The following is an 11,886-nucleotide window of genomic DNA, read 5'->3' as shown; positions in this document are numbered from 1 at the left end:
AGCAGGACCGGTTCCGGTACCGGTACCGGCACCGGCGGCGAGCGCGAGCGTTCCGGCGGCCGCCGGAACGAGGGCGGCCGTCGCGGCGCCGAGCCGAGGAACGAGTTCATCGAGCGCGTCGTGACCATCAACCGCGTGTCGAAGGTCGTCAAGGGTGGTCGTCGCTTCAGCTTCACCGCCCTGGTCGTCGTCGGCGACGGTGACGGCACGGTCGGCGTTGGCTACGGCAAGGCGAAGGAGGTGCCGGCCGCCATCGCGAAGGGTGTCGAGGAGGCGAAGAAGAACTTCTTCCGCGTCCCCCGCATCCAGAAGACGATCCCGCACGCCGTCACCGGCGAGGCTGCGGCCGGCGTGGTCTTCCTGCGCCCCGCCGCCCCGGGTACCGGTGTCATCGCCGGTGGTCCGGTCCGCGCCGTCCTCGACTGCGCCGGCATCCACGACGTGCTGAGCAAGTCGCTCGGGTCCGAGAACGCGATCAACATCGTCCACGCCACCGTGCAGGCGCTGCGCAACCTCGAGCAGCCCGAGTCCGTCGCGGCCCGCCGCGGCCTCCCGCTCGAGCGCGTCGCCCCCGCCGTCATGCTCCGCCGCCGTGCGGAGGGTGAGGACAAGGTCCGCGAGGAGAAGCAGGCCGAGGCCGGGAAGGTCGGTGCCTGATGGCTCAGATCAAGGTCACGCAGACCAAGTCCGCCATCGGCGGCAAGGAGAACCAGCGCCAGACGCTGCGCACGCTCGGCCTGGGTCGTATCGGCCGTAGCGTCGTGCGTGAGGACCGTCCCGAGGTCCGCGGCATGATCACGACCGTGGCTCACCTGGTCACCGTCGAGGAGGTGGACTGACATGGCAGAGTCCAAGCAGACCCCCGCGCAGCCCCGCACCCTCAAGGTGCACCACCTGCGTCCCGCCCCGGGTGCCAAGAGCGCCAAGATCCGTGTGGGTCGTGGTGAGGGCGGCAAGCGTGGCAAGACCGCGGGTCGCGGTACCAAGGGCACCAAGGCCCGCTACCAGGTCAAGGCCGGGTTCGAGGGCGGGCAGATGCCGCTGCACATGCGGCTGCCCAAGCTCCGCGGGTTCAAGAACCCCTTCCGCGTCGAGTACCAGGTCGTCAACCTCGACCGTCTCGCCGCCCTCTACCCCGAGGGTGGTGCGGTGAACGCCGAGGACCTCGTCGCCAAGGGCGCCGTGCGCGCCAACCAGCCCGTCAAGGTGCTGGGCAGCGGCGAGATCAGCGTCAAGCTCGATGTCGTCGTCGACGCCTGGTCGGCGTCGGCGAAGGAGAAGATCGAGGCGGCAGGCGGGTCTCTGACCCAGGGCTGAGCCGTCGCACGGAAACGGGCGGTCCGGAGTTCCGGGCCGCCCGTTCTCGTCCCTGGGCGTCGTTACGTTCGCAGGGCGTGAGCGGGTACAGTACGTGGCGGCCCAGACCGCCGTTCGGGGGCAAGGTAGCCCCATGACGTGACGATGCATTCCAGGAGGAAGATTGCTCAGCGCATTCGCCCAGGCGTTCCGTACGCCGGACCTGCGGCGCAAGCTGCTCTTCACGCTGGGGATCATGGCGATCTTCCGCCTCGGGTCCGTCGTCCCCACCCCCGGGGTGTCCTACCCGAACGTGCAGCAGTGTCTCGACGCCGCAGGCAGCACCAACGACCTGCTCGGCCTCGTCAACCTGTTCTCGGGTGGAGCCCTGCTCCAGCTCTCGATCTTCGCGCTGGGCATCATGCCCTACATCACCGCGAGCATCATCGTGCAGCTGCTCCGCGTGGTCATCCCGCGGTTCGAGGCGCTGCAGAAGGAGGGCCAGGCCGGCCAGGCCAAGCTCACCCAGTACACGCGCTACCTGACGATCTTCCTCGCCATCCTGCAGTCGACGACGATGATCACGATGGCCCGCAGCGGCAACCTCATCCCCGGCTGCCCCGTGCCGCTCATCCCGAACGACTCGGTGATGACGATCATCCTCATGATCATCACGATGACCGCCGGCACCGGCTTCATCATGTGGCTCGGCGAGCTCATCACCGAGCGCGGCGTCGGCAACGGCATGTCGCTTCTCATCTTCACCTCGATCGCGGCCGGCTTCCCGTCGGCGCTGTGGTCCGTGGGTGGTGCCGCCAACGGCATCGCCAACGTGACGATCGTCGTCGCGCTGCTGCTCGTCATCACGCTGCTCGTCGTCTTCGTCGAGCAGTCCCAGCGCCGCGTGCCGGTCCAGTACGCCAAGCGCATGGTCGGACGGCGCATGTACGGCGGGTCGAGCACCTACATCCCGATCAAGATCAACATGGCCGGCGTCATCCCGGTGATCTTCGCGTCGTCGCTGCTCGCGCTGCCGGGCCTGTTCGCCCAGTTCGGCGACCAGACCGAGGGCTGGGTCCAGTGGATCTCCCTCAACCTGCTCTCGCCGTCGGCGCCGCTGTACATGGTGATCTACTTCTTCCTCGTCCTGTTCTTCGCGTTCTTCTACACGTCGATCACGTTCAACCCCGACGACGTCGCGGACAACATGAAGCGCTACGGCGGGTTCATCCCCGGCATCCGCGCGGGCCGCCCGACGGCCGAGTACCTCCAGTACGTCATCTCCCGCATCACGACGGCCGGCGCGCTGTACCTCGCGCTCATCGCGATCTTCCCGGTCATCGTGTTCGCGGCGCTCAACCTGCCCGACACCGTCGGCTTCGCGCTCGGCGGCACGTCGATCCTCATCGTCGTGGGCGTCGGTCTGCAGACCGTCAAGGAGATCGACTCCCAGCTCCAGCAGCGTCACTACGAAGGGTTCCTGCGATGAGCCGCCGCCTCGTCCTCCTCGGCCCGCCCGGAGCGGGCAAGGGCACCCAGGCCGCCCGCCTGAGCGCCGAGCTCGGCATCCCGGCGATCTCCACCGGCGACATCTTCCGCAGCAACGTCGCCGAGCGCACCGAGCTCGGCCGCCGCGCGCAGCGGTACATGGACGCGGGGGAGTACGTCCCGGACGAGATCACCAACGCGATGGTCCGCGACCGGCTGGCCCGCGAGGACGCCGCCGAGGGGTTCCTCCTCGACGGCTACCCGCGCACGCTGGACCAGGTGCGTGAGCTCGACGACATGCTCGCCGCGAACGGCCTCGCCCTGGACGCCGTCATCGAGCTCACCGCCGACGACGAGGTCGTCGTCCAGCGCCTCCTCGGCCGTGCGGCCGAGCAGAACCGCGCGGACGACACGGACGTGGTCATCCGCCGCCGGCTCGAGGTCTACCACGACCAGACCGCCCCGCTCGCCGACCACTACGCCGAGCGCGGCATCCTCGCGCGCGTCGACGGGATCGGCGCCGTCGAGGAGGTCACCGAGCGTCTGCTCGGCGCGCTCCACGCGGGCTGATGCGCGAGCGCATCGAGTACAAGACCCCGGACCAGGTCCGGGTCATGCGGCGGGCCGGCCTCGTCGTCGCGGACATCCACGCGGCGCTGCGCGAGGCGGCAGCCCCCGGCGTGAGCACGGCCGACCTCGACGACGTCGCACGCGGTGTCCTCGAGCGGGCCGGCGCCCGGTCGAACTTCCTCGGCTACCACGGCTACCCGGCGCACGTGTGCATCTCCGTCAACGAGGAGGTCGTCCACGGCATCCCGGGCAGCCGCGTGCTCGCCGACGGTGACGTCGTCTCCTTCGACTGCGGCGCCGTCGTCGACGGCTGGCACGGGGACGCGGCCTTCACCATGGTGCTGGGCGAGGCGGACCCCGAGGACCTCGCGCTGAGCGAGACGACCCGCAGGGCCATGTGGGACGCGATCGCCGCGCTCGACGGCGCGACCCGCATCGACGTCGTCGGTGAGGCGGTCGAGGACGCGGTGGCCGCGCACGAGGCTGCCGGCCACGCCCCGCTCGCCGTCATCGAGGACTACGTCGGCCACGGGATCGGCTCGGCGATGCACCAGCCGCCCGACGTGCTCAACTACCGCACTGCCCGCCGTGGGCCGCGGCTGCGGCCGGGCATGTGCCTGGCCATCGAGCCGATGATCACCCGAGGCGCCATCGAGACCCGGATCCTGGCGGACGACTGGACCGTCGTCACGGCCGACGGCGCGCGATCGGCGCACTGGGAGCACACTGTCGCGGTGCTCGAGGAGGGCCTGTGGGTGCTCACGGCGCCCGACGGTGGGGCCGCTGAGCTCGAAAGTCGAAACGTACGGTTCACCCCTCTGTCATGATAAGGACATGGGTGGCGGGCGGCGGGTGCGGGGTCCGCTTCCGCGTGCCAGCCGGACGGCGCACGTCGCGCCGCGGGTCCTCGCCGCACTCGAGTCCCGTGCCCCGCTGACGGTCCTGCGAGGTCCGCGCGGGTACGGGAAGACGACCGCGCTCGTGGAGTGGCTCTCGCGCCAGACCGACGACGTCGAGACGCTCTACGTCCCGCTCGACGCCGAGGCGCGGCTGCCGAGCGGCTTCTGGTGCACCGTGCGCGACGCGCTCGTGCGGGCAGGGCTCGCCGCGCAGGACGGCGCCGGTGACGTCGCGCGCGGGGGCGCCGAGCAGTCGGCCGTCCTCCGGTCCGTGAGCGGCCGCGAGGACACGCTGCGCATCGTCCTGGACAACTACCACGAGGCCGGGCTGCTCGACGGACGCGCGGAGATCGACGACGACCTCCTCGAGCTCGTGCGCACCAGTCCCGCGCTCGAGCTCGTCGTCGCGACCCGGGCCCTGCGCTCCCTGGAGACCACCGGGGCGCTGTCGGTCGACATCACCGTCGTGCGCCCCGCCGACCTCGCCATGCACCCCGACGACGTCATCGCGCTCGCCGAGCGGCACAGGGTCGCGATCACCCAGGACCAGGCCGACCAGGTGGTCGTCGAGCTCGGTGGCTGGCCGGCCGCCGTCCGGGCGTGCGTCGCGGCCGCCGCCGTCGGCGGGCACGAGGTGCGGGTCGACGCGGAGACGGTCGACGGGTACATCGACACACTCCTCGCCGACGTCCGCTCGGCGGCCCTGCGTGAGTTCCTGCTGCGCACCTCGGTGCCCGACGAGTTCTCCGCCTCCGCCGCCCGCGCGATCGTCCCGGACGGCACCGGCATCCGCGAGCTGCGCAACCTGCGCCTCAGCGGGCTGCTGCGGGAGCGGGACACCGTCAACGGGCTGCGCTACTCCTACCCGCCGGCCGTCCGCGAGGCCCTGCGCCGGGTCGGCGTCGAGCGCCACCCCGAGCTCGAGCGGGAGGTCCACATCGCGCTGATGGCCCTCGCCGCCGAGGAGGAGGGCCCCGTCGGCGTGCTCGGGCACGCCGTGCGGGCCAGGGAGTGGGACACGGCGCTGCGGATCATCGAGGAGGAGTGGGCCGGCCTCGTCACCGGGCACCCCGAGCGGCTGATCGAGGTCGCCCTGGAGTTCCCCCGCGACCTGCTCGAGTCCGAGCCCCGGCTCCAGGTGGTGCGCCGTCACCTGCCGCGCATGGCGGGCGGGGCCGGGCTGCGCGCGAGTGAGTGGAAGCCGACCGGTGCGCACTTCGTCGACGCCGCCGTGCAGCAGCGCTGGCGTGAGATGGAGGAGACCACCGACGAGGTGCTCGTCCTGGTCCAGTCGGGCCTCGCGGCGGTCTTCGCAGGCGAGAACGAGGCGGCTGCGTACGCCTTCGAGCGGGTGCGTGACCACGGCCTGGCGCACGACGACCGCACCGCCCGGCTCATGGGGATCGGCGGCATGCTCACCGCGAAGGCGATCCACGGGGAGGCCGACCTCGCGCTCGCCCTCCTCGATGACCCGGAGCTGGCCGACGTCGTCGCCGGTGGGGACGACGACGACGTCAGTGTGCTCGTCCGGGTCAGCGCGCGGATCATGCGGGCGATGGCCAGCGTGGACGCGATGCGTCCGGACGCCGAGGACGCCGTCGGCGCCATGCTCGAGCCGGTCCGGCGTGATGAGCTGTGGGCACTGGGCATCATCATCCGCGGCCTGTACGCCTCGGTGTACGGCAGCCCGGAGGACCAGGCCCGCATCGTGGGCCAGCTGCGCGCAGCGATGCGACACCTCGAGCCCGGCGGGATCGCCGAGTCGACGATCGCCACCCAGCTCGTCGAGCTGCTCGTGGCCGGGGGGATGGTCGACGTCGCGGAGCAGGTCTTCGAGCGGCTCACCGACTCCTTCGTCTCGAGCGCGACGCGCGCCTACCTCCTCCAGGCCCAGGGCCGGGACCAGGAGGCGATCGATGCCGCCTCGCGCGGCCTGGCGGACGCGCGGATGACCGCCCGCAGCCGGGTCTCCAGCGAGCTCGTCATCGCGGGCTCGCTCTACCGGCTCGGGCAGACCACGGCGGCGCGGCGACGGTTCGGACGCGCGGTCCGGGTGGCGTACGAGACCGGGCAGCGCCGACCGTTCGCACTCATGGCTCCGGAGGTCTTCGCCGCGCTCGCGGGCCACGACCCCGAGCTGCTCGCGCTGCGTCCGCTGCCGTCCACGGCCGAGGCCTCGCTCCAGCGCCCCGTGGCCGCCGCCGTGCCCGGGCCGACCGAGCTCAGCGCCCGTGAGCTGCAGGTCCTCGCCGCCCTCCAGGACTGCCCCGGTCCCGCCGGGGTCGCGGCGGCCCTGGGGATGTCGGTGAACACCGCCAAGACCCACCTGCGGCACGTCTACCGCAAGCTCGGCGCCTCGAGCCGCGACGAGGCGCTCGTCCTCAGCCGCGGCCTCGTCCGAGGACGGAGCTGACCCGTGCCGGACCGGGGGAGCCGTCATAGTGGCCTGCCACGAGTCCCGAGCATCTTCTGCCCGACGCCTGCCGCCCAGGAGGTTGTGCGTCACCTGCCGCCGCTCGTCGTCCTGCGCGCCCCGCGCGGGTTCGGCAAGACGAGCACCGTCGCCTACTGGCTGCGCAGCGGCGCGCTCGACGACCGCACCGCGCTGTGGCTCACGCTGCCCGAGCACACGACGCCCGCCGAGCTGTGGGCCGCGATGCACGCCTCGCTCGTGTCCGTGGGCCTCACTGAGCCGACGGTCGCCCCCGACCGGGGGGCGGTCGACCAGGTCCTGCGGCAGCTGGGCCGACGGCTCGTCGTCGTCGTCGACGGCCTGCACAACCTCACCGACCACGCGGTCGACGCCGAGCTCGTCGAGCTCGCCCAGGCCCACGAGCTCGTCCACCTCGTCGTCCTCACCCGGGTGGACACCCCGATCGTCAGCATCGGGCCGGCGACCGTGGACACGACGGTGCTCGGGGTGCCCGAGCTCCTGCTCACGACCGCGGAGGCCAGGCTCCTCGCCACGCGCCTGGGTCTGAGCGCGGAGGAGGACGAGCTGGCCCGGCTGGTCGCGGACTACGCGGGCTGGCCGGCGCTGGTCCGGGCGGCGCTGCTGGACACGCGGCGCGGACCCGACGGGCGGCTGGTCACCGAGCCGGCCGGGGCGGCGCGGTACGTCTCCCTCATCCTCGCCGACCCGGAGCAGCAGAAGTGGGGTCCGATCGTCAGGGCGCTGGCGGTCCCCGGTCCGGTCCAGCGCGACGACCTGCCGGTGCTCTTCGACGACCCGGAGCAGCGGGCCGCCGCCGAGCTCGTCATGGCGAGCTCCTTCACGATGGTCCGCGCGAACGGGTACGCCGTGTACCCGGACGGGCTGCGCACGGCGATCGTGGAGAACCTGCGCACCGAGGACCCGGAACGCTACCGGGAGCTCAACGAGCGGGTGAGCCGGCGGCGGCGCCGACAGCAGCGCCCGGAGGAGGCGCTGCGGTACGCGATGCGGGCCGAGTCGTGGCCGCTCGTGCTCGCGATCCTCGAGGAGAACTGGGCTCAGCTGCTGCGGCGGCACACCGGCCAGGTCACCGCGGCGGTGCAGGCCATGCCCCGGGAGCTCGTCGCCTCGAGCCCTCGTCTCGTGGTCGCCCGTGACTACGTGCTCGACCGGGCCGTGGCGGTCCAGGCGGAGGCAGCGCTGCGTGGTGGGCTGCTCACGCCGAGGGCCCGCATCCCGGTCGGGTCGATGACGACGACGCAACGCCTCGCGCTGCGCTTCGACGGCACACCGACGTTCGGGGCCGAGGACATCCTCCTCGGCCGGCTCGACAGCACGCTCACGAGCGGCGAGCACGGCCAGCACGCCCCGCACGTCGAGCGTGCCGTGCCAGAGCTGCTCACCCAGTGGGCGCTGTCCCTGCTCTACGACAACGACGGCGTCGGTGCGGTGTACGGCTTCGCGCTCGCCTGCCAGGAGGCCGAGCGGCTCGGCGACGCCCCGGCTGCGCGGGAGGCGGCGAGCGCGACCGCGCTCGCGATGGCGCTCCTCGGTCACATCCGGGTGGCCGAGATGTGGACCGAGCACGCCGCCCGCTTCCCGGTCCCGCCGTCGCGCCTGGAGGAGGTCGCGGAGCCGCTGACGCTCGCCCTGGTGCGAGGCCTGCGCATGGAGGAGACCCCCTGGCCGGAGCCGCCGCAGGCGGGTCTGGAGCACGGCCTCGCGCCGCTCGCGGCACTCAGCCGTGTGGCGGCGGCGTTCGCGGACATCCTCTTCGGACGGCTCGAACGCGTCCGGGCCGAGCTCCAGCGGCGGACGGGTGACCACGAGGGGGAGCAGGAGGAGGTCGTCCGGGCCTCCGTCGGGGCCCTGCAGGTCGACCTCGCGCTCGCCGAGGGCCGGATCGACCGTGCGGGGGCGCTGCTGGTCGGCACGCACGGGGGTGACTCGTGGTCGCTCGCCTCGCGCGCGCGCCACGCTTTCTACGTCGGCGCGTACGCGGAGGCACTGCGGTTGACGGAGCAGGCCGCGTCGCACGCCGGGACCAGGCCGCGCGTGGGCCTGGAGCTGCTCCTCCTGCACGCGTGCGCGGCGTGGCGCTCTGGACAGCGCGAGGCCGCCGTCGACCACCTGGCGAACGCCGTGAGCATCGCCGCGGACACCGGTGTGCTCAGCCCGTTCATCACGGTCCCGCGGGCCGACCTCGAGGCCATCGCGCCCGCGGGGTCCTGGGCCCGCGAGCTCCTCGACCAGCCTCCGCTCGCGGGCACCGACACGGTCTTCCCCGAGCCGCTGCGGGCAGGGCAGCTGAGCGTCGCCGAGATGCGGGTGCTCCGTGAGCTGCGCGCCGGCGTGCCGCTCGCGCACATCGGACGACGGCTCTACCTGTCGGAGTCGACCGTGAAGACCCACGTGCGGCGGATCTACCGCAAGCTCGGTGTCTCGGACCGGGCGCACGCCCTGGAGCGTGCCCGCGAGCTGTCGCTGCTCGACGACTGAGCGGGTCTCACCCCCCGGCGAGCTCCGATTCGGCTCCCGATCACCCGGGCGTGCGGGGTCGCCGGGGTCGGGGAGGTGGTGGGCTGATCACTGCATCCGTCGGCCGGCAGGTGCGTGTCCCGGCCGGCCGCTGCTTCCGTCGGGGAGGGCCCACGTGAGCTCCGTCAGATCCATCACCGCAGCGTCCGCACGCGCGGGCGCCCCGCGCCGCAGGCGCGCGCTGCTCGTGGCCTCCACCGGAGGTCACCTCGAGCAGCTGTGGCGTCTCCACGAGCGTTTCCGACCACCCTTCGACGAGGTCGAGTGGGCGACCTTCGACGAGGCGCAGTCCCGCTCGCTCCTCGCCGGGCAGGTGGTCCACCACGTGCCCTACATCCCGCCACGCGGGTACGGGCAGGTCGCGAGGGCGATGGTGGGCGCCCGCCAGATCCTGCGCGCGGGCCGCTACGACGTGGTGGTGAGCACCGGCTCGGGCATCGCGCTCGCCTTCCTCCCGGTGGCCCGCGCGCTGGGGCTGCAGACCCACTACGTCGAGAGTGCCGCGCGCGCGGACGGCCCCAGCCTCACCGGCCGGCTCGTCTCACGGGTGCCGGGAACCAGCACCTACAGCCAGTACCCCGCGTGGGCGGGCGATCGCTGGCAGTTCCGCGGCTCCCTGTTCGACGGGTACGAGGCCGTGCCCGCCGCGCCCGCCGCGCCCTCCGGGGCAGCGCACCGGGTGGTGGTCACCCTCGGGACGATGCGCCGTTACGGGTTCCGCCGGGCGCTCGAGGCCGTGCTCCGCGCGCTGCCCCAGGTCCTGGCGCCGGACGCCGAGGTGCTCTGGCAGGTGGGCGTCACCGACTGCTCGGGCCTGCCGCTCGACGGCCGGGCGGAGGTCCCCGCGGCAGAGCTGCGCAGGGCGATCGCCGACGCCGACCTCGTCGTCGCGCACGCCGGGATCGGCTCGTGCCTCACGGCGCTGGACGCCGGTCGCACCCCCGTGGTGCTGCCGCGCCGGCGGAGCGAGGGCGAGCACGTGGACGACCACCAGGAGCTCATCGCGCGCGAGCTGGACCGGCGCGGACTGGCGGTCCGCAGACTGCCCGGGGAGCTCACCGCGGCGGACCTCATGGCGGCGATGTCACGGCGCGTCCAACGAGCAGAAAGCACCCGAGAATTCACTCTCGGAAGGGTGTGACGATTCTCACTAATTGCTCGACGGCTATTCGCTGACCAGGCGATTTGAGCCCATCTGTCCCGGTTTTGGGACTTTGGGCCGATTTGGCATGTAACGATCTGGTTACAGTGGGGGCGTTCACGGGGGACCGGGCGGGATCCCCATACAGGCGTGCTCAGGCACGCCTCCCTCCCAAATGAAAAGAGTACCCATGCGAGCCACACACATACTCGCGGCCGTCGCCGTCGCGCTCGGGGGAGCGATCACCGTCGCAGCCCCCGCCGCCGCCGTGACGGCCGGAGTCCCCGATGGAACCACCCTCACACCTTCCGGAAGCCTGACGATCACCGAGGACGGCACCGTCATCGACGGACTCGACGTCCACGGCAACATTCACATCAAGGCCGACGACGTGACCATCATGAACACGCGGGTCACCTACGGCGGCAACCACAGCATCCGCGTCGACTCGGACGTCGAGAACGCACAGATCCTCCACTCGACCGTGAACTGCGAGAACCCGAAGAAGACGAACGGCATCACGTTCGGCAATTACTACGCCGAAGGCGTCGCTATCGAGGGATGCCGCAACGACTTCATGTCCTCGGACAAGTCGCCCGCCGTCGTCGTCGACAGCACGGTCGACGGCGTGCCGTTCGAGCTCAACGCCGGCCAGCTCGGTGAGTCGGTGCTGCCGGAGCCCGCGCCGGGGCCCGAGTCCGGCCGCGACGGGTTCCCGACCGCGGAGACGACCGGTGTTCCCGACGGCGTCAGGCTCACGGACTCCGGCGGCCTGACCATCACGGAGCCGGGCACCGTCGTCGAGGGCATGCACATCCGCGGCACTGTCACCATCGCCGCCGACGACGTCACCATCCGCAACTCGCTGATCGAGACCGGCACGCCCCAGTACCCCGTCAAGGTGGAGAAGGGCGTCACGGGGGCACTCATCGAGAACGTCGAGATCGACAACCAGGACGGCACCGGCATCGGGGTCTTCTTCAAGGGGGCCGGAACTCTACGTGGGGCGGACATCCACTCCGCCGAGGACGGTATCCGGATCGAGGCGGACAACGTCACCGTGGAGGACACCTACATCCACGACCTCTTCCGTCAGCCCGGTGGCCACCACGACGCCCTGCAGATCCGCAAGGGTGACAACATCACCATCCGGGGCAACAACTTCCAGGCCTACCGGGCGGCGACGGACGACCCGATGAACGCGGCGATCCAGATCGGCTCGCTGCTCGGTGACGACCCCATCAGCAACCTCGTGGTGGAGGACAACCTCTTCAACGGAGGGAACTTCACCATCAACGGGGGCAAGGGCATCGTCGACAGTGCGCGGTACAGCAGGAACCAGTTCGGTCCCAACTACCGTTACGGCGCCGTCGGCAACCTCGCCGACGCCAGCCGGTGGGACGACAGCAACGTCTGGCAGGGCACTGACACGCCGGTGCGCTGATCCAGCACTCCGATGACGGGCCGGTCCGACGTACGTCGGGCCGGCCCGACGTACGTCACCGTCGGCTCACCCCCGG

General features: G+C 71.9%; 10 protein-coding genes. All 10 read left to right on the top strand.

All coding sequences use genetic code 11. The annotated features are described in order from the left end of the window. Window positions 1-657: 30S ribosomal protein S5 (gene rpsE / locus FHE66_RS04675; protein WP_139071887.1), on the top strand; the 657-nt coding region annotated here is incomplete at its 5' end. Next, on the top strand, window positions 657-839 hold the full coding sequence (rpmD, locus tag FHE66_RS04670) for a 50S ribosomal protein L30 (RefSeq protein ID WP_139071831.1): 183 nt from the start codon (window positions 657-659) through the stop codon (window positions 837-839). The genes rpsE and rpmD, both read left to right, overlap by 1 nt. Before the next feature lies 1 nt (window position 840). Continuing rightward, window positions 841-1,317: a 50S ribosomal protein L15 gene (gene rplO / locus FHE66_RS04665; RefSeq protein WP_139071830.1), complete on the top strand. Its 477-nt coding sequence runs from the start codon at window positions 841-843 to the stop codon at window positions 1,315-1,317. Window positions 1,318-1,480: 163 nt separating this feature from the next. Next, window positions 1,481-2,785, top strand: a complete 1,305-nt coding sequence (secY, locus tag FHE66_RS04660) for a preprotein translocase subunit SecY (RefSeq protein WP_139071829.1) — start codon at window positions 1,481-1,483, stop codon at window positions 2,783-2,785. Further along, entirely contained in the window at window positions 2,782-3,354 is a 573-nt protein-coding gene (locus tag FHE66_RS04655) for an adenylate kinase (RefSeq protein WP_139071828.1), read from the top strand. The genes secY and FHE66_RS04655 overlap by 4 nt, the downstream gene beginning before the upstream one ends. Beyond that, window positions 3,354-4,181 carry a type I methionyl aminopeptidase gene (gene map / locus FHE66_RS04650; protein ID WP_139071827.1) on the top strand — a complete coding sequence of 276 codons (828 nt, stop codon included), beginning with the start codon at window positions 3,354-3,356 and terminating at the stop codon, window positions 4,179-4,181. Before FHE66_RS04655 ends, map begins: the two co-directional genes overlap by 1 nt. A 7-nt stretch (window positions 4,182-4,188) precedes the next feature. Then, window positions 4,189-6,666 (top strand): LuxR C-terminal-related transcriptional regulator, encoded by a 2,478-nt coding sequence (locus tag FHE66_RS04645; protein ID WP_139071826.1) that lies wholly within the window; start codon window positions 4,189-4,191, stop codon window positions 6,664-6,666. Window positions 6,667-6,750: 84 nt separating this feature from the next. Next, a complete protein-coding gene (locus tag FHE66_RS15975) occupies window positions 6,751-9,186 on the top strand; it encodes a LuxR C-terminal-related transcriptional regulator (protein ID WP_176554652.1) in 2,436 nt (811 codons plus the stop codon). A gap of 154 nt (window positions 9,187-9,340) precedes the next feature. Then, window positions 9,341-10,366, top strand: coding sequence for a glycosyltransferase (locus FHE66_RS04635; protein WP_218013614.1), 1,026 nt, complete (start codon window positions 9,341-9,343; stop codon window positions 10,364-10,366). A 190-nt stretch (window positions 10,367-10,556) separates the two neighbouring features. Continuing rightward, on the top strand, window positions 10,557-11,810 hold the full coding sequence (locus FHE66_RS04630) for a right-handed parallel beta-helix repeat-containing protein (RefSeq protein ID WP_139071825.1): 1,254 nt from the start codon (window positions 10,557-10,559) through the stop codon (window positions 11,808-11,810). The last annotated feature ends 76 nt before the right edge of the window (window positions 11,811-11,886 follow it).

The organism is Georgenia sp. 311, from assembly GCF_006151955.1.
Taxonomy (GTDB): Bacteria; Actinomycetota; Actinomycetes; order Actinomycetales; family Actinomycetaceae; genus Oceanitalea; species Oceanitalea wutianyii.
This window is presented reverse-complemented; position numbering and strand designations above follow the sequence as displayed.

Bases quoted from the DNA above. Each gene is read 5' to 3' on its own strand.
- rpmD (WP_139071831.1), top strand. From the start codon at position 657: ATGGCTCAGATCAAGGTCACGCAGACCAAGTCCGCCATCGGCGGCAAG.
- rplO (WP_139071830.1), top strand. From the start codon at position 841: ATGGCAGAGTCCAAGCAGACCCCCGCGCAGCCCCGCACCCTCAAGGTG.
- FHE66_RS04655 (WP_139071828.1), top strand. From the start codon at position 2,782: ATGAGCCGCCGCCTCGTCCTCCTCGGCCCGCCCGGAGCGGGCAAGGGC.
- map (WP_139071827.1), top strand. From the start codon at position 3,354: ATGCGCGAGCGCATCGAGTACAAGACCCCGGACCAGGTCCGGGTCATG.
- FHE66_RS04645 (WP_139071826.1), top strand. From the start codon at position 4,189: ATGGGTGGCGGGCGGCGGGTGCGGGGTCCGCTTCCGCGTGCCAGCCGG.
- FHE66_RS04630 (WP_139071825.1), top strand. From the start codon at position 10,557: ATGCGAGCCACACACATACTCGCGGCCGTCGCCGTCGCGCTCGGGGGA.